At 62.6% G+C, this 20,433-nt stretch carries 22 protein-coding genes; 6 read left to right on the forward strand and 16 right to left on the reverse strand.

Translation table 11 applies throughout. The annotated features are described in order from the left end of the window. Positions 1-2 precede the first annotated feature (2 nt). Entirely contained in the window at positions 3-1,226 is a 1,224-nt protein-coding gene (locus PVW27_RS04725) for an efflux RND transporter periplasmic adaptor subunit (RefSeq protein ID WP_274555579.1), read from the forward strand. Here the strand turns inward: PVW27_RS04725 and PVW27_RS04730 are convergent. The 11 genes from PVW27_RS04730 to PVW27_RS04780 form a co-directional block, all read right to left on the reverse strand. Further along, positions 1,223-2,125 (reverse strand): LysR family transcriptional regulator, encoded by a 903-nt coding sequence (locus PVW27_RS04730; RefSeq protein ID WP_274555580.1) that lies wholly within the window; start codon positions 2,123-2,125, stop codon positions 1,223-1,225. The genes PVW27_RS04725 and PVW27_RS04730 overlap by 4 nt on opposite strands. A gap of 57 nt (positions 2,126-2,182) precedes the next feature. Next, positions 2,183-2,983 carry a hypothetical protein gene (locus PVW27_RS04735; RefSeq protein WP_274555581.1) on the reverse strand — a complete coding sequence of 267 codons (801 nt, stop codon included), beginning with the start codon at positions 2,981-2,983 and terminating at the stop codon, positions 2,183-2,185. Beyond that, positions 2,980-4,290: an amidase family protein gene (locus PVW27_RS04740; protein ID WP_274555582.1), complete on the reverse strand. Its 1,311-nt coding sequence runs from the start codon at positions 4,288-4,290 to the stop codon at positions 2,980-2,982. Before PVW27_RS04740 ends, PVW27_RS04735 begins: the two co-directional genes overlap by 4 nt. A 14-nt stretch (positions 4,291-4,304) precedes the next feature. Beyond that, positions 4,305-4,997: a DUF2848 domain-containing protein gene (locus tag PVW27_RS04745; protein WP_274555583.1), complete on the reverse strand. Its 693-nt coding sequence runs from the start codon at positions 4,995-4,997 to the stop codon at positions 4,305-4,307. A 42-nt stretch (positions 4,998-5,039) separates the two neighbouring features. Further along, entirely contained in the window at positions 5,040-6,317 is a 1,278-nt protein-coding gene (locus tag PVW27_RS04750; protein WP_274555584.1) for a TRAP transporter large permease, read from the reverse strand. After that, a complete protein-coding gene (locus PVW27_RS04755) occupies positions 6,314-6,892 on the reverse strand; it encodes a TRAP transporter small permease subunit (protein WP_274555585.1) in 579 nt (192 codons plus the stop codon). Before PVW27_RS04755 ends, PVW27_RS04750 begins: the two co-directional genes overlap by 4 nt. Before the next feature lie 37 nt (positions 6,893-6,929). Further along, positions 6,930-7,988 carry a TRAP transporter substrate-binding protein gene (locus PVW27_RS04760; RefSeq protein WP_274555586.1) on the reverse strand — a complete coding sequence of 353 codons (1,059 nt, stop codon included), beginning with the start codon at positions 7,986-7,988 and terminating at the stop codon, positions 6,930-6,932. Between the two features lie 59 nt (positions 7,989-8,047). Further along, positions 8,048-8,845, reverse strand: coding sequence for a putative hydro-lyase (locus PVW27_RS04765; protein WP_274555588.1), 798 nt, complete (start codon positions 8,843-8,845; stop codon positions 8,048-8,050). 136 nt (positions 8,846-8,981) lie between these two features. Further along, positions 8,982-10,130 carry an NADH:flavin oxidoreductase/NADH oxidase gene (locus PVW27_RS04770; protein WP_274555590.1) on the reverse strand — a complete coding sequence of 383 codons (1,149 nt, stop codon included), beginning with the start codon at positions 10,128-10,130 and terminating at the stop codon, positions 8,982-8,984. 152 nt (positions 10,131-10,282) lie between these two features. Further along, positions 10,283-11,464 (reverse strand): M24 family metallopeptidase, encoded by a 1,182-nt coding sequence (locus PVW27_RS04775; protein ID WP_274555592.1) that lies wholly within the window; start codon positions 11,462-11,464, stop codon positions 10,283-10,285. 39 nt (positions 11,465-11,503) lie between these two features. Next, on the reverse strand, positions 11,504-12,094 hold the full coding sequence (locus PVW27_RS04780; protein WP_274555594.1) for a transglycosylase SLT domain-containing protein: 591 nt from the start codon (positions 12,092-12,094) through the stop codon (positions 11,504-11,506). Between the two features lie 275 nt (positions 12,095-12,369). On the opposite strand from PVW27_RS04780, the gene hspQ reads away from it, so the two are divergent. Further along, positions 12,370-12,696, forward strand: a complete 327-nt coding sequence (gene hspQ / locus PVW27_RS04785) for a heat shock protein HspQ (protein ID WP_230800984.1) — start codon at positions 12,370-12,372, stop codon at positions 12,694-12,696. 66 nt (positions 12,697-12,762) lie between these two features. On the opposite strand, the gene PVW27_RS04790 is transcribed toward hspQ, so the two are convergent. The 3 genes from PVW27_RS04790 to PVW27_RS04800 all read right to left on the reverse strand — a co-directional run bounded on the left by PVW27_RS04790 (position 12,763) and on the right by PVW27_RS04800 (position 15,504). Continuing rightward, positions 12,763-14,340 carry a gamma-glutamyltransferase family protein gene (locus tag PVW27_RS04790; protein WP_274555600.1) on the reverse strand — a complete coding sequence of 526 codons (1,578 nt, stop codon included), beginning with the start codon at positions 14,338-14,340 and terminating at the stop codon, positions 12,763-12,765. A gap of 329 nt (positions 14,341-14,669) precedes the next feature. Next, positions 14,670-15,161: an ATP-binding protein gene (locus PVW27_RS04795; protein ID WP_274555602.1), complete on the reverse strand. Its 492-nt coding sequence runs from the start codon at positions 15,159-15,161 to the stop codon at positions 14,670-14,672. Continuing rightward, on the reverse strand, positions 15,151-15,504 hold the full coding sequence (locus PVW27_RS04800; RefSeq protein WP_274555805.1) for an STAS domain-containing protein: 354 nt from the start codon (positions 15,502-15,504) through the stop codon (positions 15,151-15,153). Before PVW27_RS04800 ends, PVW27_RS04795 begins: the two co-directional genes overlap by 11 nt. Positions 15,505-15,599: 95 nt before the next feature. On the opposite strand from PVW27_RS04800, the gene PVW27_RS04805 reads away from it, so the two are divergent. The 4 genes from PVW27_RS04805 (at position 15,600) to PVW27_RS04820 (ending at position 18,661) form a co-directional block, all read left to right on the forward strand. Continuing rightward, a complete protein-coding gene (locus PVW27_RS04805; protein WP_274555605.1) occupies positions 15,600-16,772 on the forward strand; it encodes a thiolase family protein in 1,173 nt (390 codons plus the stop codon). Positions 16,773-16,869: 97 nt separating this feature from the next. Continuing rightward, positions 16,870-17,328, forward strand: a complete 459-nt coding sequence (locus tag PVW27_RS04810; RefSeq protein WP_274555607.1) for a GAF domain-containing protein — start codon at positions 16,870-16,872, stop codon at positions 17,326-17,328. A gap of 24 nt (positions 17,329-17,352) precedes the next feature. Next, complete coding sequence (locus tag PVW27_RS04815) at positions 17,353-17,982, forward strand: LysE family translocator (RefSeq protein WP_274555609.1); 630 nt, start codon at positions 17,353-17,355, stop codon at positions 17,980-17,982. Between the two features lie 31 nt (positions 17,983-18,013). Beyond that, positions 18,014-18,661 (forward strand): RluA family pseudouridine synthase, encoded by a 648-nt coding sequence (locus PVW27_RS04820; RefSeq protein WP_274555806.1) that lies wholly within the window; start codon positions 18,014-18,016, stop codon positions 18,659-18,661. A 12-nt stretch (positions 18,662-18,673) separates the two neighbouring features. On the opposite strand, the gene PVW27_RS04825 is transcribed toward PVW27_RS04820, so the two are convergent. After that, the gene (locus PVW27_RS04825) at positions 18,674-19,660 is read right to left on the reverse strand and encodes an adenosine kinase (RefSeq protein ID WP_274555611.1); all 987 of its coding nucleotides are present in this window, start codon (positions 19,658-19,660) and stop codon (positions 18,674-18,676) included. Continuing rightward, positions 19,657-20,301, reverse strand: a complete 645-nt coding sequence (gene nth, locus PVW27_RS04830; RefSeq protein ID WP_274555613.1) for an endonuclease III — start codon at positions 20,299-20,301, stop codon at positions 19,657-19,659. The genes PVW27_RS04825 and nth overlap by 4 nt, the downstream gene beginning before the upstream one ends. Positions 20,302-20,433 lie beyond the last annotated feature (132 nt).

Here is a 20,433-nt window from a genome sequence, read left to right on the forward strand (position 1 = left end):
CCATGGGCCGATATGTCAGAATGATCCTTGCCGGAATGGTGGGTCTGGCGCTGATCGCAGCACTGGTCTGGGCCTTGCTGCCACAGCCCGTCGCAGTCGATCTTGTCGCGGCACGCGTCGCCCCGATGGAGGTGACGGTGACTGCCGAAGGGATCACCCGCGTTCGCGACCCATGGCAGGTGACCGCGCCGGTGACCGGCAACACAACACGCTCTCCGGTTGAGGTGGGAGATAGGGTCGTGGACGGCGAAACGGTCATCGCCGTGATCCAACCGGCCGAGCCCGCCTTTCTGGATGCCCGCGCCCGGCGTCTCGCCGAAGCCGCCGTGACCGAGGCCGAGGCCGCCGTTCGCCTGGCCGAGGCGCAACTGTCCCGCGCAGAGGTGGAACTGGAGCATTTCGAGGCGGATTTTGACCGGAACCGCACGCTGGCGGCGCGCGGCACGGTATCGGTTACAATGCTGGAAAACAGCGCGCAGGCCGCCGCATCCGCCCGTGCCGCGCGTGAGGCGGCACAAGCCGAGCTTGAGTTGACGCGCGCCACACTGGAGCGTGCGCGCGCGCAACTGATGGGCCCCGAAGCGCAGGACCCCGACCGGACCCCTGCGGATTGCTGCATTCGTATCACCGCCCCCTTGTCCGGCACCGTGCTGGAGGTGGCTGATCTGAACGCGCGACTGGTGCAGGCTGGCAGCCCTCTGGTGAGTATCGGTAATCTGGACGATCTGGAGATCGAGGTGGATCTTCTGTCGGCTGACACGATCGGCATCGCACCCGGGACCCGCGCCCATGTCGAACGCTGGGGCGGCGAGGGCGTGATCGAGGCCGAAGTGCGCCGGATCGACCCATCCGCCTTCACGCGCGTGTCGGCCTTGGGGATCGAGGAACAGCGTGTGCGTCTTGCGCTGGACATCCTGACCCCGCCTGAGGCGCGCATCGGTCTGGGCGACCGTTACCGTGTCTATGTCCGCCTTGTCGTCTGGTCGGACCCGGCGGTGTTACAGGTGCCTCGGTCGGCGCTGTTCCGGCAGGATGGGCAATGGGCCGTCTTCGTGGCGCAGGACGGGCGCGCGGAATTGCAGACGGTAGAGACTGGCCGCATGACCGCAGATTGGGTGCAGGTCTTGTCCGGTATCACCGAAGGGCAATCCGTTGTCGCCTATCCCGGCGCGCGTGTCGCCGAAGGAGTCAGGCTGACGGCGCGGACCTCGGGGGGCGACAATTAGGCCGCCGCCTCGGGCTCGTTCCATGTGCTGGCCATCCGTGCGGCAATCTCGACCACCAGTTCGACGGCAAGGGTGTCGGGGCTTTCCAGCCAACTGGCGCAGAAGGACAGCGGCGGCATCGTGACTTCGGTCTGGATCCGCTCCAGCTTGCCGTCACGCAGTTCCGCCTCGACCAGCTCATGCGGGATCACGGCGATCCCGATACCTTCGGTCGCCAGATGCACGACTGTCGCCATGGACGCACTTGCATGCAGGTTGATCGGGGGCAGATAGGGGCGGTTAAACAGGGATTTCACCTGCTCATAGGGCTGTGTCTTGCGCGCGAAGGTGATCAGCGGAAACCGCGCCAGATCGCGCACATCCGCCGGGTTCGGCACCTTGAGGGCGGGGCTTGCGATGAAACCAACGGGGTATTCGCACAGCAGCCGGTTGCGCAGCAAGGGCGCGGACAAGGGCCCCAGCAGAAAGGCGATATCCACCTCCTGCGCCAGCAGGCGGGCGCGGAGGGATGGCGAGATATCCACCTCGATCTCGATCGACAGATTGGGATAGATGCGATGCACTTCCTTGATGAAATCAGGAAGCCATGTGTGCACGATGGTTTCGGCCACACCCAGCCGGATCACACCGCGCACCGCCTCGGCGTCGCGCAGGCTGGCCAGCATCTCGGCCCGCATGGCAAGGATCTTTTCGGCATAGACCAGTAGTTGCCGCCCGCGCAGTGTGGGGGCAACGTTGCGGCTTTCGCGGCTGAGAAGCTTCGCGCCAACCTCGGCCTCAAGCTGCGCGATGCGGTGCGAGATGGCGGGCTGCGTCGTGTTCAGCTTCTGCGCGGCCCCCCGAAAGCTGCCAAGGGCCGCCACCCAGAGGAATGTCTCAAGCCCCTTGAAATCTACCATGGCTCCGGTCCGTTCAGGGATATGCAGCATGCAGCCAGCATCGCTCGGCGGGCCATGTCAAGTCTGCCCTGTCCGCGCACGCCCGGCCAGCAGTGTCATCACAAGCGTAGCGAGGACCGATGCGGAAAGCGCCAGCAGGAAGGCAGGCCCCGCAGGCAGGTGCCGCAGCAGAAGCGCAAGGCACAGGCAGAAGGTGGCAAGACTGCTCAGCCCCGTCAGGCCGGCAAAGGCGGTCTGACCGGCGAAAGCGCCGCCATGATCCAGATGCAGCGAAATCGCGATGACGGTGAAACCGATGGGGAAAGCCATGATCGCACCTGCGAATCCTGCGCCCAGCACCGACGACCCCAGTGTGACGCCGCCCACCAACAGGCCCGCCAGCAGACCGCGCAGGATCAAAAGCCCCCATTTCGTTCCGGCCGCCTTGGCATTCTGTCCCGCGACCCAGCGTCGCCCGATCCTGCGTGCCGCCAGCGTCACCGCCGCAAAGAGCGCTGCGCCAATCAGCGGGGGATGCGGCACGACACCCAAGGGCAGTGCCAACACCAGCCATGCCAGCGCGCCACCCGCGACCGAGAAGAACGGCCCGGTCCTGCCCGACAGGATCACGAAGGCCAGAAGAAACGCTTGCGTCGCTGACAGGGAAAACAAGGCACCCGCCGCCGCGTCAGCCACAAAAGCGGGGGGCTGATCCAGCAGCATGAAGCCCAGCCCCGGCGCCAGAACGATGGGCAGCCCCACCACGACACCGCCGATGGCCGGTCCCAGACGGACGGCAATCCATGAAATCGCGATGACGACAAAAGCCGTGCCCGCCATGCGGATGGCGAATTCACCCAAGATCAAGGGATCGGTCACGAGTCCAGCAGTGCCTCGATCCGCTGCGCCATGTGAAGGATGTTCCAGTCTTGACCACCGGGAGCGAAGAGCATCAACCCGGTCGCCAAGCGTTGTGCGCGCTGCATCGGCACTGTCGCCGCGCAACCGTCAAGGAAATTGATTGCCGATGGATTGCGCAGCATCAGCGCATTGAGCCGGTCGAAATCGGCCTCGACCTCGGCAATCAGAGGGGCCACGGTCGGGATGGTCGGCAGGATGAAAGCATCAATACCATCCGCTAGTGTATGGAACGCGGCGACAGCACGGGCGCGATGAGCCAGTTTGTCGGTGTAATCGGAGGGGCGAAAATCCTTGGCGGCAAGGATGCGGCGCAGCACGCGGGGGTCGCCTTCGACATGCAGGCCGTCAAGGTGATGGGCGTGGATGGCATGCGCCTCGGTCGCGACGACGATCCGGTTGACGTCTCCGAATCCGTCCAGTTCGGGCAATTCCTTCTCAACAATCTCGTGCCCGGCGGTCCGCAGCGCCACCAGTGCCGCGTCGAAATCCGCGGTGACCTGAGCGTCCATGCCCTGCATCAGCGGACCTTGGAGGATGGCGAGCCTGAGGGGGCGATCCTGCGGTGCGGCGGGAACTTCTGTGCCGGAGAGCACGGCGTGGACGGCGGCGCAGGTGGCGATGCGCGGGGCCAGCGGGCCGATGCTGTCGAAGGTTGGGGACAGGGGGAACGCGCCGTCCAGCGGCACGGTGGATTGCGAGGGTTTGAAGCCCGCCAGACCGTTGAGAGCGGCAGGGATACGGACCGAACCTCCGGTATCGGTGCCCAAGGCGACATCAGCCAAGCCAAATGCCACCGAAACCGCCGCGCCCGAACTGGACCCGCCCGAGATACGCGACGGATCGCGGGCATTTCCGGGGTTGCCGGTATGCGGGTTCAGCCCCACGCCGGAATAGGCGAATTCGGACATGGCCGTGCGCCCACAGGGCACCGCTCCCGCCGCCTTGAGCCGGGCGACCACAGGCGCGTCTGCCTTGGCTTCCTGCGCGCGGCGCAGGATGGCAGAGCCCGCAGCCGTGACCTGACCCGCCTCGTCGAACAGGTCCTTGATCGAGACCATCAGACCGGCCAGCGGACCGGTGCGGCGCGTGGCATCCGTATCCAGCGCCTGCGCCGCCTGCATGATGCGTTTTGCATCGAATTGCGTATAAATGCGCGACATCATCGCATGCGGCATGTCCATGGCGCGGTCGATCACATGGCGGGCACGATCCTCGGCGCGAAAAGTGATGCGGCCGCAGGGCGAGGTCAGGGGGGATTGGGTCATGTGGGTCCTTGGTTTCAGGCGATGACGGGAAGGCTGACCATAGTGTAGACATGTTCGATGCGGCGGCCCAGACGGTCGTCGATCATTTCCATGCGGAATTCTTCTGCTGCGCGCACCCCGCCCGAGAGCACGGCGAAGGTGCCGCACATCATGGCAGTGCCGGGTTGAAGACGGGTGCCACCCTTTGTCATCGGAGAGCCGGCCACCAGTTCGGCCAGCGGGCGGATCGACCCGATTGTGCCATCCTGATAAGGCACCCAATCGCCACCTTCGCGGATGAAGGAGCGGATGCGGATATCATCCAGATGCCCCGCCACCTCGTCGAAATCCCACAAAACGGGGGCGATGGGTTTGGGGCAGATCTGCTTGGAATGGGCCACGGAATAGGCCTCAAGCTTGCGATCGGTGTGATCGGAGCCAAGCCCCAGATAAAGCCGCGTGCCGTCGTCGATCAGCGTGGGTTCCGCCTCGCCCGAGGAGGTGTCGTCTAGGCACTGGATCACGGGCGCTGTCGTGAACATCAGGTCCGAGGCGCGGTAATACAGCGGCACGGTCGAGGGCGCGGGCACGCCGATGGCCGCCAGTTCCTCGATGTGGTGGTTGACCGCATCGGCATTGCGCCCGGTCCAGCCAGCGATGACACCGTGCGTGATCTCGATCTCGACTGGCCCGTGGCCTGCCCGTTCAAACGTTAACCGATTGCCCATTGGAATGGTCTGCTCCTTCTTGCATTGATCTTGAACGACGGGTCAGGCTGGTGCGAACAGCAGCGCGATGGACGGGAAAGCGATCAGCAGCCCCACCATCACCAGCATGACGAAGACGAAAGGAATGGCCCCCACCATCACATCGCTGAGCCGCCCTTCCTTGCGCGCGCCTTGCACCACATAGAGGTTGAGGCCGACGGGGGGCGTGATCAGGGCCATCTCGATCAGCACGATCAGGAGGATGCCGAACCATACCTTGTCGAAGCCAAGTCCGATCACGATGGGCACGACAATGGGAATGGTGGCGATCATCAGGGCGAGCGTTTCGATGAAGAAACCCAGCACGATATACATCAACACAATGATCATCAGCATCCCGTAGGGACCAAGACCGAAGCTTTCCAGAAAGCCCGAGAGCGCGCGGTTCAGGCCGGTGGCCCCCAGCGCGAAGTTCAGGAAATAGGCCCCCACAATCACGAACATCACCATGGATGTGGTGCGGATTGTGCCCAGCAGCGCGGCGCGCATGTTTTGCCAAGTCACGGCCCCATACCAAGCCGCGATACCCAGTGCCATGACCACACCGATGGCGGCGGCTTCGGTCGGGGTGGCCCATCCGGTATAGATCGACCCGATGATGATGGCGAAGACCATCAGCACGGGGATCAGATGCGGCAGGCCCGCCATACGCTCGGCCCAGGTGAAGCTGCGGCTGGGGCCGCCCCATTCCGGTTTGATGGTGCAGATGATGGCCGTGATGATCATGAAACCCAGCGCCATCAGAAGGCCCGGCACGATCCCGGCCATGAAAAGTTGCGGGACGGATGTCTGGGTCAGAAAGCCATAGACGATCAGGTTGATCGAGGGTGGCAGAAGGATACCGAGCGCGCCGCCCGCCGCAATCGCCCCGGCAAAGAGCCGCTGGTCATAGCCCTGTTTGCGCGCCTGCGGCATGGCGACTGTCGCCACGGTGGCCGCAGTGGCCACGGATGACCCAGAAGTGGCCGAGAACATCGTGGCTGTGCCGATATTGGCATGGACCAACCCGCCCGGCAGCCATGAAAACCACGTATCCAGCGTGGCATAGGTCCGCTCGGCGATACCGGCCCGGACAAGGATTTCGCCCAGCAGCACGAACAACGGAATGGCGATCAACAGGAAACTGTCCGAGGAGGAATAGACCATCTGCCCCAGACCGCGCATCAACGGCATCGCGGAGAAGAACTGGTCCAACCCGAACCCGAGGATGAACAACGCCGCGCCGACGGGCACCGATAGTGCCAGAAGGACCGCCAGACCGATCGAGACATACCAGATCATTCGACTTCTCCTGTCTCGACCGGGATCGAGGCGATCTGCTCGACCATTTCAAAACGACGCAGCACGGTCAGGACAACGGTCAACGCCAACAGCAGGCTTGTGGTCACGACCATCCACGCCCAACCGCCGAACCAGACAATCTGCGGCATCCACAGAGGCACGCCCAACGGCGTGTTCGAGCGTGACCCGCGGGCCAGCGACTTGGCCAGCACGTCATAGGCATGCCATGCGACCAGAACCGCCACCAGCAGCACGCTTGCCAGTGCGATGATGTCCAGCACCGCGCGTCCCATGACGGGCAGACGGTTATGGATCAGGTCAATTCGCACATGCGCGCGTTCCACAAGGGCGTAGGAAAACCCCCATGTGGCAATCGCGGCCATCACATAGCCCGAGAGTTCATCCGCACCACCAACCCGCATCGCGGGAAACTGGCGGCCCAGCACTTCGGTCATGATCAGGGCGACGGCCCCCAGAAGTACTATGCCACAGAGCAGGGCAATCCATCGGTTAGCGGTCCTGAGGGACCCGGCGATCTGCATCGCCGTGCCGGCCAGTCTGTCCGAACCTGTCATGTTGCCCTGCTCCTTTTCACTTTGTCACGGATCGTGATCAGTTCGCGATGCTGACACCCAGTGCGGCACCAACGGTTTCGTTCCAGCGGGTCGCCCAATCGCCACCAGCCCGTTCGGCCCAGTCGGGCAGGATCGAGGATTCCAGCACCTCGATCGCGCGAGCCTTGTCGGCATCCGACAGTTCCACAAGCGTCATTGACGCAGGCGCCCCGGCGGTGCATTCGCCCGATCCGGTGAGGCAGGCGATGTCACGCGCCAGCGCACCGGCAGCGTCTTCCCATGCGGGATCCTCGAACCCGGTCTTGACCTGCTCGGTCAGGAAGGCTTGCACCGCAGGGTCCAGACCTTCCCAGACATCAAGGTTCACGGCGGTGATGACGGGGTCCCAGCCACCCAGCGGCAGGTTGACCAGATGGGTCGAGGATTCGAACCAGCCCGAGGCATATCCCGAACCCGCGCCGGTTACGGCACAATCAATAACGCCCCGCTCCAGTGCGCCCGGCACTTCGGAGAAAGCCATTGTGATGCCTTCGGCGCCCAGCTCTTCGAGGAACAGGGTGGTCATGCGGCCCGAGCCGCGGATTTTCTTGCCGGCCAGATCGTCGAGGCTGGCCACTTCTGCGTTGCAGAACACGATCTGCGGCGGATAGGGCGCAATGGCCAGCATATGCGCATTGAAGCGGTCGCGCATGATGTCGGCGACCATGGGCTTGGCGGCCTCGACCATCTGGCGGGCGCTTTCGGCATCGGTCGCGAGCAAGGGCACGTCCAGGCCTTCAAGTTCGGTTGCATCCGCCACCGTATAGTCACCAACAGTCATGCCCACGTCAAAGACGCCATCGCCCAGCATGCGGAATACGTCGCCGCCGGCCACGCCCATCTGGTTGAAGGTGGTCATGCTGACGGTGATCTTGCCACCCGAGGCTTCGGGCACGGTTTCTTCCCAGAATTTCCGCTCGAAGTTCTGATAGAGGGGCAGGTTGCTCCAGCTGCCGACAACAGACAGTTCTGTTTCAGGCAGGTCTTGCGCCGAGGCGGCTATCGCCAGCGGCACCAGCGCCACTGAAGCCAGCAGAGTACGAAGAACAGGTTTCATGAGTGGTCTCCTTGTTGAGGTCGGTTATTGGTCTTGGAACGCACAGGGCCGCGTGGCCATCACGCGTCGGTCGGAAGGTCCGTCACCAGCATGTGACCGGGTTCGTGCATGATCGCGATGGCCGGTCTGGCCTTGCGGATCGCCGATTGCGGGGTCACGCCGCAGGCCCAGAACACGGGCACGTCACCGTCTTCGAGGATCGGCGCATCGCCGAACTCGGGCGCGTGGATATCCTTGATACCGATGGCGGCAGGATCGCCAAAATGCACCGGCGCGCCGTGCGCCTGTGGCATCTGCGCCGACAGCACCATAGCGCGGATCGCGTCGGTTGTCGAAAAGCCGCGCATCGAGACGACCATCGGTCCGCCGAAAGGTCCGGCGGCGTGGGTCTGGATGTTCGTGATATACATCGGCACGTTGCGCCCGGCTGCGATGTGGCGGACCGGAATACGCGCCTGAAGCAGCGCCGTTTCAAACGAGAACGAGCAGCCAATGACGAAGCTGACGAAATCGTCCCGCCACAGATCGCTGATGTCGGTCAGTTGTTCGGCAGGCTGACCATCGCGAAACACACGGTAGCGCGGCACATCGGTGCGGATGTCGATGCCGTCACCCAGCATCGGCAAGGACGGATCTCCGGGTTCGGACACGCCCAGAATGGGGGCGGGCTTTGGGTTGACCACGCAGAAGCGCAGGAAATCCGCGGCAAGATCGCGCGGGAGGATGACAACATTGCCTTGCTGATGGCCTTTGGCCTGGCCACTGGTCGGCGCCGCAAAGCGTCCTTCGCGACAGGCCAACCGCAATGCTGTTGCGGTGTCGAAATGAGTGGTGGCGTTGGGCGGTGTGTCCAGCATGGTCGCGTGATCCTCGGAAGTCGCTGCGGGCCGCCAGCAGTTCGGCCCGCACACTTAGTAAGCCCGAGATACGAAAATTAGTCGAATTTTATGTTTTCATCGCTTTCGATCAATTTCATTTATCGGTTTTTGACGTTCAGAAGATGTTCGACCGTTCGTATTGCACCGGCCAAATCACATTCTGGGCCTTGAGCGCCGCCGCGGCCTTGAGCGGCCAGTGCGGATCGGCCAGCAACCCGCGCCCGAGAAGAACCAGATCGGCATCTCCGTTGGCGACGATGGATTCCGCCAGATCCGGCGCATTGATCAGGCCGACCGCACCTGTCGCCAACCCAGTGTCGGCCCGGATGCGACGCGCCAGAGGCACCTGATACCCGGGATGGATCGGGATTTGCTGGCGCGGATCGTTGCCACCCGAGGAGCAGTCGATCAGATCCACATCGCCGCGAGTCTTGAGGATCTGGCACAGGCGCACGCTGTCTTCGACCGACCAGCCCCCCTCGACCCAATCGGTGACGCTCAGCCTCACGAAAAGCGGCAGGTCATCCGGCCATTCGCTGCGCATCGCCTCCAGCGACTCGATCAGGAAACGGATGCGGTTGTCAAAACTGCCGCCATAGGCATCGGTCCGATCGTTGCTGAGTGGTGAATAGAACTGATGGATCAGATAGCCATGCGCCGCATGCAGCTCGACGATCCGGAAACCCGCCTCTCGCGCGCGGCGGGTTGCTTGGGCCAACGCGTCCAACTCGGCCTGGATCCCGTTCTGATCCAGCGCGGCAGGCGTAGGCCACCCATCCGCATAGGCGCGGGCAGAGGGTCCGACCGTGCTCCACCCGCCCTCAGACTCGGGCACGGGAATGCTTCCTTCCCAGGGGCGCCCGACCGACGCCTTGCGGCCCGCATGACCCAACTGGATCGCAGGCACCGCACCTTGGGCCGTAATGAACCCGGCGATCCGGGCGAGCGCATCGCGTTGCGCGTCATTCCACAGACCAAGATCATGGGGCGTGATCCGCGCGCGCGGCGCCACATGCACGGCTTCGGTGCAGACGATCCCTGCACCCCCCGTTGCCCGGGCACCAAGATGCGTGAAATGCCAGTCATTCGGCATCCCATCCTGCGCGGAATACTGGCACATGGGCGAAAGCATGATCCGGTTGCGGGCCGTGACCGAGCGAAAGCTGATCGGACGGAAAAGATGCGGGTTCGGATCTCGGCGCAGGATGCGGCGGGCGTTTTCGCCGGTCACGCGGGAATCAGTAGACTTGGATGAGTCGGTCATCATCTCTCCTTTGGGGACGGGCCGCGACATGCGGTCGGGCATGGCAGATCGACGGGGGCCATGATCAGCCGAATGGTTAACTCGGAGGAGGTTCATAAGTCGAATTTTAAAAATTTATCCGTTCTGATCAGTCCTGCTGATCAAACACCGGATCAAAGCAGCATCGGCGAGAGCGGATACCGGATCGGACATTCTGCCCCGGTGTCGGTCACGATCACCATCTGGCCCAGCGCGGCGCCACCGATACCGGGGAGGAACAGATTGGGATGCAGTTCCAGAACCATGCCGGCGTCAAGAATACCGCCCGCTCCACCGGCGGGCTGCATCGTCGTTGCTGTCCCAAAACTTTGCACGAAAGCATCCGTCAGGATCGGATCTTCATAGGACAGACCCAACCCGTGCCCAAAGCGGAAACGTTGCGCGCTGCCAAGGTCCATCTCATTGGTGCCCGCAACAAATACTGCCTCCATGGCGTCGGCCAGATCCTTCACCGCTATACCGGGACGCGCCATAGCCATCCCTGCACGCAGGCAATCGGCGACAAGATCCATCAGCCGGGTGTGGGCAGGCTGCATCGGCCCAATCGCGCCCATACGGATACCATGAGCCCAATGCCCATCCACCGTCAGCGCGATCCCCATCAACACCTGATCACCCTCTGAGACAAGATCCGAGGTTTCCTCGGGCCAATACCGTGGCCGATCCGCTTTGGTCCGTGCCGTCAACCATGTCCGGCAGTAGTCCGCACCTTGCGACAGGGCCAGGGCCTCCAACGCGCGTTGCGCCTGTCCTGCGGAATGACCCGGACGCAGAACCGTGGGCAGATGGGCAAAAACAGTGTCGCAAATCGCGGCCCCCGCCCGGTGCAGATCCAAGGCTGGCGGTTCTTTGATCAGGCGCATCAAGTCCAGCGCATCCGACGCCTCGGGATCGGGGCCGATACGCGGCCCGAAACCCCGCGCCACGGACAGAGGCATCTCTTCAAAGCCGATTACGCCAATCTGTCCCATCGGTAGCAGGTCGCGCACCAGATCGGGCCATGCAGCGACCGGCGCAAAAACAGGGTCCAGTTCCGGGAGGGTTTCAGCGGCCAGAGGTTGCATGAAAGGGCTGGCGAGGATCAGCCTGTCCTTGTCCTGCCCCAGCACCAGCAGGGATACAGACTCGTGCCCGTCCCACCCCGTGAGGTAGCGCAGCGCGCCATGTGACATGCTGCCCGCCCCACCCGCGCTGCCCATCCCGAAGATCAACAGCGGACGTGCGATCCGTGCGCGCAACGCTGCGCGTCTGTGCCTGTGCAATGCGGGATCGGCATTACGCAAACGTCGGGTCACAGCGACACATCCTTACCGCACCTGCGCGAGGTGCCGCATCTAGCGTAACCTGTTGGGACAGGACAGCAGTTGCGCATCATACATCACCGCGCGGTCCTGTACCGTTCCCGCGATCCGCACCAGCCAGCTTTTCGCGTTATAGGACCCACGGGCGAACCCGGTATGACCTTCGTGATAGGCCAGATACTGGTTGCGCGCGTCGGTCAACGCGATGCCGTTTCTTTCGCGCGAGCGGTTCATGTACCAGCCCATGAAATCGGTCGCGTCATCAATCCGGTCGCGCCGCGCGCTCATCCTGCGCTGATCAACCTGATACTCGCGCCATGTGGCGTCCAGCGCCTGACTGTATCCATAGGCCGAGCTTTGACGGCCCATCGGAATGACACCCAGCGTGTACTGGAACGGCGTGCGCGCGTTGCCGATGAATTTGCTTTCCTGATAGATCGTGGCCATCTGCACGGCCACGGGAATGCCCCAGCGCCGCTCGGTGGCGCGCAAGGCTCTTGCGTAGTTTGGGCGCTCGCTGAGGATGGCACAGGCGTTGTCCAGATTACGCGGCGCCGAAAACTCGGGGCTGCCACAGGATGCAAGAACCATCAACAGGATCAAGGCGCGAAGATATCTGCTCATCTGCCTCTCGTTTCACGAAACGATTTATTATGTTTTATTGCACTTTAGCGGAAAGGCCCGGCAGAGGAAATCACAATTCCTGCGTCACCGCCGAACCCGGCAGGGTGACGCCGACCTGACGGCATCACCGGTACATGGTGAAAAAGTGACGCAATGCCGGGCATTTATGGCACTGTCATGACAGCGACCACACACTGTTTCCCTGGACCTGCGCCCTAACATTGGACAAATACCCCTTGAAAGGGCTAATCAGACCGCATAGGGGCCGCATCGCTATGCTGAAGACACGCGCAAAATATCATCTGGGCCAGGTCGTCCGCCACAAGAAGCACCCGTTCAGAGGGGTTGTCTTTGACGTAGACCCGCAATTCAACAACACCGAGGAATGGTATGATGCCATTCCCGAAGACAGCCGCCCCGTGAAGGAACAGCCGTTTTACCATCTTCTGGCCGAGAACGATCAAAGCTATTATGTCGCCTATGTGTCCGAGCAGAACCTGATCGCCGATTATTCGGGCGAACCAGTGGATCACCCGGATATTCCTGATCTTTTCGGACCGTTTCAGGATGGTCACTATCCGCTGCATTTCCAGTTGAACTGACCAGCTCGACGTGGATCGGACATGAAAAGGGCAGGCCGTTGGCCCGCCCTTTCAATGATATGATGATCAATATCCCAGCGCGCAGCCATCCTTGCGCGGGTCTGAGGCGCCTTCGAGAACACCATCCTCGCGGATCAGGATCGACTGGGCACCACCGATGGGGCTATCGGCAAGGCTGACATCATGCCCCATTTCGGCCAACTTGGCGCGGACGGCGTCTGGATAGCCACTTTCGACCTTGAGCAGGTTGCCTTCCGCAAAGGCGCGCGGCGCGTCAATGGCAGCCTGCGCCTCCATCCCGAAATCGACCATGTTCGACACGAAACGGGCATGACCCGTGCACTGATAGGCCCCGCCCATCACACCGAAGGGCATGGTCACACGTCCGTCCACGCGCAACATGCCGGGAATGATGGTGTGCATAGGACGCTTGCCGGGTGCCATTTCGTTGGCGTGGCCCTCTTCCAGTGTGAAGCCCGCGCCGCGGTTCTGGAGCAGGATGCCGAATTTCTCGGACGCGATACCCGAGCCAAAAGGGTGGAACAGCGAATAGATCAGCGACACGGCCATGCGGTCACGGTCCACCACTGTGATATAGACCGTGTCCTTGTGGATCGCCTCGCTCGCCTCGTGGGCCGAGGCCATGGCCCGCTTGGGGTCGATTAGCCCAGCCAAGCGCCGGGCGGTTTCGGGGGCCAGCATGTGATCCAGCCGGGTTGTGTGGTCCGGGTCCGCGATAAATCGGTTGCGGGCATCATAGGCTAGTCTTGTCGCCTCAGCCTCGATATGCAGACGTTCCACGCCAAGCGGGTCCATGCTGGCGATATCGAAGTGCGACAGGATGTTCAGCAACAGAATGGCGGTCGCGCCCTGCCCGTTCGGCGCGTGCTCAACAAGTTCCGTCCCCTTGTAGAGGCCGCTCACCGGATCGTTGTAGTTGCAGCGCTGCGTGGCGAAATCGGACAGTTCATGCACGCCCCCCGCAGCTTTTAACGCGGCGACCAGATCCTCGGCCACCTCACCTTCGTAAAACCCAGCGCGTCCATTACGCGCGATGCGGCGCAGCGCCTCGGCCTGCGCGGGCAGGCGAAAAAGTTGCCCCTTCACGGGCACCTGTCCATTCGGCAGATAGTATTGCGGTGCATGACCCTGCAGCGCCTTGGACGCGCCAGGCCAGTCCATCGCCACGCGCGGACCGACGGGAACACCCTCTTCAGCGTAACGGATCGCAGGGGCCAGAAGGGCGTCAATTCCCAGCTTTCCATGATCTTCGGACAGGGTGCAGAATGCATCAATTGCACCGGGAATGGTCACGGCCTCGGGCCCGCGCAGAGGCACGGTTGTCTGCCCACGGTCCCGCAGCGCGGCCGCGTTCGCGCCCGCGGGGGCACGACCCGACCCGTTCAGCGCCACGATATCGGGCTGGCCCGGCTGCGAGATCAAGACGAAGCAGTCACCGCCGATGCCGCACATATGCGGCTCGCAAATTCCCAGAAGCACAGCGCCGGCAATGGCGGCATCCATGGCCGTTCCTCCACGCTCCAGCGTCTCGATGGCGACCTTGGCCGCCAGAGGATGCGATGTGGCACACATCCCGTTGGTGGCCATCACCGTGGACCGACCCGGACTCTGGAAATCTCTCATGGGGAACCCTCCTATTGTTCTAGTGGCACAGTAGGAGGCTTGCGCCTGAATGCAACTGTCTGAACAAGGCGGAAGGCAAGGTCCCGACATCGCGCACTGGGTGGGGGCTATTAAACGCGCGACGCCGGGAGAAGCCATGCAGCTACAACCTTCCTTATGCGCAGCGAATCTGGCGCTATTCGGGTTGGATTGCGGCATTTCTACGAAACCTTTGGCGCTTGCCGATTGATCATCAGTTTCAAAGGTCACGGATGCGCTGTTTCAGATAGAAAGGCCGATTTCCATGAGATTGGCACCATGGTCCCGCCCCCCGCGCGCGCCTTCGCGTATCAGTCTTTTCCAGGATTGCGCGGCACCAGAAAGCTTAAACGGTTTCCAAAAGCCTCGTGCTTGCAGGCCAGATCGTGGGTCAGCAGGCGTATCAAGTGCCAGCCGAAACCACCTTCCGGCAGGTCGGCCAGATCAAGATTGCCGGGCATAGGTCGCATATCGCCCGATAAAGCCAGCAGGTCCTGGGGCAAAGGGCGGCATCGATCCGTGATCACGACCCGCAGACCTGCCTGGCAAAGGTCGCAGCGCAGGCTGATCCAGCCCGTTTGCCCATGAGGGCGACCGTGTTCGGTGATGTTGTTGAGAGCCTCTGCCAGAACGATCTCGGCGCGTCCGGTCAGGTCGGTGCACATGCCGGCCGTCCTCATGGCGCGACGACAGTGCAACAGGCCCGCGCGCACAGCATCTTCGGTGGCCGGAAACATCAGGCGCAACGTAGCGCGGGGCCTTGCGTCCGAAGGATCAAGGGCGCGCATCCGCTCAGCGATCATCCGGGTGATCCGGTGAAGAGTCCGTGGCGTCTGCGACAGTGGCATGGATCGGGAAGATGCTGTCCATCCGCGTCAAACGAAAGACCCGGTCCACGTTCGGCTGCAAATCGGCAAGGTGCAGTCGCCGCTCGCGTCCAAGATGCTTCATCACGGCAACGATGGATCCAAGGCCACTGGAATCGATGAAATCCACGCGGCCGAGATCAAGGATAACTGGCCCTGTGCCACCATCGGTCGCATGCCGTATCGCTTCCTTGAAGGCTATGGCGGCAACCGCGTCGATGCGGTCTTCCATGACCGTCACAACTGTCCATCCCCCCAGTTCCCGCGAGGTGAGTTGCATCTTCATGAGTCCCTTTTGCATTTCGACCTCGCAAGGCTAGACGCGATTCCTTACCATCCGGTATGCAGAGGCCAGACATCAAAGGGAGACCACGCATGAAGACCGTTGTGATTGCAGGAGCCGCACGCACGCCGATGGGCGGCTTTCAAGGTGTATTCGACGGGATCGAAGCCTCTGTTCTGGGTGGGGCGGCGATCAAGGCGGCTCTGGCCGATGCGGGGACATCCACGGTGGACGAGGTTCTGATGGGTTGCGTCCTGCCCGCCGGTCAGGGTCAGGCCCCTGCGCGGCAAGCAGGATTCGCCGGGGGGCTGGGTGAAGAGGTTCCTGCGACCACACTGAACAAGATGTGCGGATCCGGCATGAAGGCCGCGATGATCGCCTATGACCAGATCGCGCTTGGCCATGCCGAAACGATGATCGCCGGCGGCATGGAGAGCATGTCCAACGCCCCCTACCTTTTGCCCGCCATGCGCGGGGGGGCACGAATCGGGCATGGGCAAGTGATCGACCACATGTTCCTTGACGGGCTGGAAGACGCCTATGACAAAGGCCGCCTGATGGGCACCTTTGCCGAGGACTGCGCCGAAACTTTCCAATTTACCCGCGAGGCGCAGGACGCATATGCGCTGGCTTCCTTGTCCAATGCACTGGATGCGCAGAGGACCGGAGCCTTCGCCCGTGAGATCACGCCGGTGGCCTTGGCCACAAGGACCGGGCAGATCATGGTTGAATCGGATGAGCAGCCCGCCAAGGCCAAGCCGGAAAAGATCCCTCAGTTGAAGCCCGCTTTCCGCAAGGATGGCACGGTCACGGCGGCCAACTCTTCCTCGATTTCAGACGGAGCTGCCGCGCTTGTGCTGGCATCCGAGGATGCGGCGCGTGCGCAGGGTTTGAACATCCGCGCCCGGATCATGGGGCACGCCAGCCACGCGCAGGCACCGGGCCTGTTCACGACAGCCCCCGTCCCGGCTGCGCAGAAACTGCTCAAACGGCTGGGCTGGAGCGTGGATGACGTGGATCTGTGGGAGGTGAACGAGGCGTTCGCAGTGGTCCCCATGGCCTTCATGCAGGAAATGGGCATCCCCCGCGACAAGCTGAACGTGAATGGCGGCGCCTGCGCGCTGGGCCATCCCATCGGTGCCTCTGGCGCGCGGATCATGGTCACACTGCTGAACGCGCTTGAAACGCGCGGCCTGAAACGCGGCGTGGCGGCCATCTGCATCGGCGGCGGCGAGGGCACGGCCATCGCCATCGAACGGGTCTGATCCCGGTTTCTTCTTGCCCGAAATATCCTCGGGGGCGTCGAACGCAGTTCGACGGTGGGGGCGGAAGCCCCCATTCCCTGCACCAGAAAGTCACGTCATGCACGTCAATTACACCGACCTTGCCGCCACGATCAAAGCCCTGACCGAGGGTGAGAGCGACACCGTCGCCCTCATGGCCACCGTAGCCTGCGAGGTGCATCACAGCGACGACCGTTTCGACTGGACCGGGTTCTACCGTGTCACGGCCCCTGAGCTGTTGAAGATCGGCCCCTATCAGGGTGGACATGGCTGTCTTGTGATCCCGTTCTCGCGTGGCGTCTGCGGTGCCGCGGCGCGCACGGGGCAGGTGCAGATTGTCCCGGATGTCGAGGCGTTTCCGGGCCATATTGCCTGTTCCTCTTCAACCCGGTCGGAATTGGTGCTGCCGGTGTTCAGCGGCGCGGGCAAGTTGCTGGGGGTGTTCGACATCGACAGCGATCAGCCGGATGCGTTTACCGAGGGTGACGCACAGGCGATTCAATCCATTCTAGCGGATGTTTTCAGGGATGCAGAGTGATGTCCTTCTGACCGCGCTGCTTGCATGAGCCTTGAAGCTTGGGCCGTTTTTGCCCTGTTCTGGGTGGTCTTTGTCACCACGCCCGGACCGAACGCGGTAAATTGCATCACCAACGGCATGACCCACGGGTTCACCCGCAGCCTTTGGGGCGTGCTGGGCATCCTGACGCAGGCGACACTGTTCCTGACCCTATCCGCACTGGGGGTTACGGCCCTGATCGCGGCCTCACCGCAGGCCTTCGGTATCGCCAAGCTGGCAGGGGCGGCGGTGCTGATCTGGCTGGGCCTGCGCGGCTGGATCAATGCGGCCAAGCCAGCGCCTGTGGTCGCACCGCACGCGGGCTCGATCTACACGCGGGCCTTCATGATCGCCACGGTCAATCCCAAGAGCGTGGCTGGCTACCTTGCTGCTTTCAGCCAATTCGTGCAGCCGGATGTCCCCATTTGGACGCAGATGTGGGTGATCTTTCCCACCGCGCTTTTGATCACGGCGGGCAGCTACTGCACCTATACCGCACTTGGCGCAGCCTTGGGTCGCGCTGCTCTGGGTGCCGTGTTCAACGTCTGGCTCAGGCGCGGCATGGCGCTGTGCTTCATCCTTTACGGTGTGCTTCTTGGCGTATCGGCGCCGCCCGCAGCGCCATCCGGGGCTTGAACAAGCCCCACCGATGCGCCACTTGGGGCGGATGGATAATGCCTATGACCCTCCGACCGATCCCCTGAGCATCCTGCACGAAGATCACGAGATCATCGTTCTGGACAAGCCTGCCGGACTGTTGTCCGTGCCGGGGCGTGGGCCGGAGCTGGCCGATTGCCTGATCACGCGGTTGCAGGTGATTCACCCGCAGGCGCTGCTGGTGCATCGGCTGGACCGTGACACATCGGGCGTGATCGTTTTTGCGCTGACCCCCCACGCCCAGCGCAACCTTTCCCTGCAGTTCGAGGAAAAGCGAACGAAAAAGACCTATCAGGCGCGTCTGGAGGGTTTGCTGGAACCGCGCGAAGGCACCGTCGATCTGCCCTTGATCGTGGATTGGGAAAATAGGCCCCGCCAAATGGTCTGCCACACCACAGGTCGCCCGGCACAAACGGACTGGCGTGTGTTACGGCACGAAGGCGACACGACTCGGGTGCGGCTGTTCCCGCGCACGGGGCGCACCCATCAGCTGCGGGTGCATATGCTGGCTCTGGGGCATGTGATCCTTGGCGACACGATCTATGCCAGTGGTCAGGCGGTGGATCACCCGCGCCTGATGCTTCATGCCGAGGAATTGCGCCTGAGCCATCCCGACACCGGGCGCGGCATGAGTTTCCGCGCGCCTGTGCCGTTCTGAGGGGTCAGGGGATCAGACCAGGCCGGCCTGTTTGAATAGCGTCTTCAGATCCGCTTCGGGGCGCGCGCCGAAATGGCCAATGACCTCGGCCGCTGCCACACAGCCCATACGGCCCGACACTTCAAGGTCCTGCCCGGTCGCCATGCCATAGATGAATCCGGCCGCGAATTGGTCGCCTGCGCCTGTGGCATCGACGGGCACGATTTCGGTCACCGGAACGGTCACGGTCTGTTCGCCCTGCACCAGCACCACGTCGTGGCCCGACCGCGTGCAGACGATCAAGCCGGACTCGGACGCGGCTTGTTCCAAGGCTGTGCCCAGATCATCCGTCTCGTAGAGCGATTTCCATTCATGCTCGTTGCCGATCACATAATCCAGTGACCGGACAAGCCGCCGGAAATCGGTGCGGTGACGATCGACGCAGAAGGGGTCGGAGAGCGCGATCCCGGCCTTGCCGCCACCTTTGCGGCACGCGGCGGCGGCGGCCTCAAAAGCCTCTTTCCCCTTGGGTTTGTCGTAGAGATAGCCTTCAAGAAACAGGATCTTTGCCTTGCCCGCCACATCGGCAGGCACGTCATCGGGGCCGAGTTCGGCGGAAATGCCGAGATAGGTGTTCATCGACCGCTCGCCATCGGGCGAGACAAAGATCATGCTGCGCGACGTGGGCAACTCGCCGCCCTTGACCGGATCATTCACGAAGTCCGTGCCCCCCTTGGCCATTTCATCCGCATAGAAACGGCCCAGCGCATCATCGTGCACGCGGCCGATAAAGGCCGTTTCAAGCCCAAGATTGCCAAGACCTGCCAGCGTATTGGCCACCGAGCCGCCGGGTGCCTGACGGCGGTTCTCCATCGCGCCATAAAGAAGTTCGCCGCGTTCACGCTCGACAAGCTGCATGATGCCTTTCTGAATACCCATCAGGTCCAGAAAACTGTCGTCGGACTGGCTGATGACATCGACGATGGCGTTGCCGATACCGACAACCTGATAGGTCTTCATGGGGTCTTCTCCTCAAACGGGCACAGATCACGGATCAGGCAAGCGTTACATTTGGGTTTGCGCGCAACACAGGTATAGCGACCATGCAGGATCAGCCAGTGATGCGCGTGATGCTGGAAATCAGCGGGGATATTGTCCTCGATCGCGCGTTCTACGGCGGTCACGTCCTTGCCGGGGCAGATCCCGGTGCGGTTGCCAACGCGGAAGATATGGGTGTCCACCGCCTGCGTGGGCATGCCCCACCACATGTTCAGCACGACATTGGCGGTTTTGCGCCCCACGCCAGGCAGGGATTCAAGGGCTGCGCGGGAATTGGGCACCTCCCCGCCATAGTCGTCCACAAGGATACGGCTGAGTTTGATGACGTTCTTGGCCTTGTTGCGGAAGAGGCCGATGGTCTTGATATGCTGGATCAGACCTTCCTCGCCAAGATCCAGCATTTTCTGCGGCGTATCGGCGATCTTGAACAATTCCCGCGTTGCCTTGTTCACGCCGATATCGGTGGCCTGCGCGCTGAGCGCGACGGCGACCACGAGCGTATAGGCATTCACATGCTCCAACTCTCCCTTGGGTTCGGGATCAGCCGCCTGAAAGCGGGTGAAGATCGCACGCAGCGTATGGTAATCGAGTTGTCTGACCATGTCCGGTCTATGCCCTGACCGGCCCATCCGGGCAAGGGCCAAGGCATCGCATCCGCCCAGCTTGCGCGAAAGCGCAACATTCGGGTCGCGATAGCCGCCAAAGCTGCGTTAGGATCGACCCGACACATCAGG

Source organism: Seohaeicola sp. 4SK31 (assembly GCF_028802875.1).
GTDB lineage: Bacteria > Pseudomonadota > Alphaproteobacteria > Rhodobacterales > Rhodobacteraceae > Seohaeicola.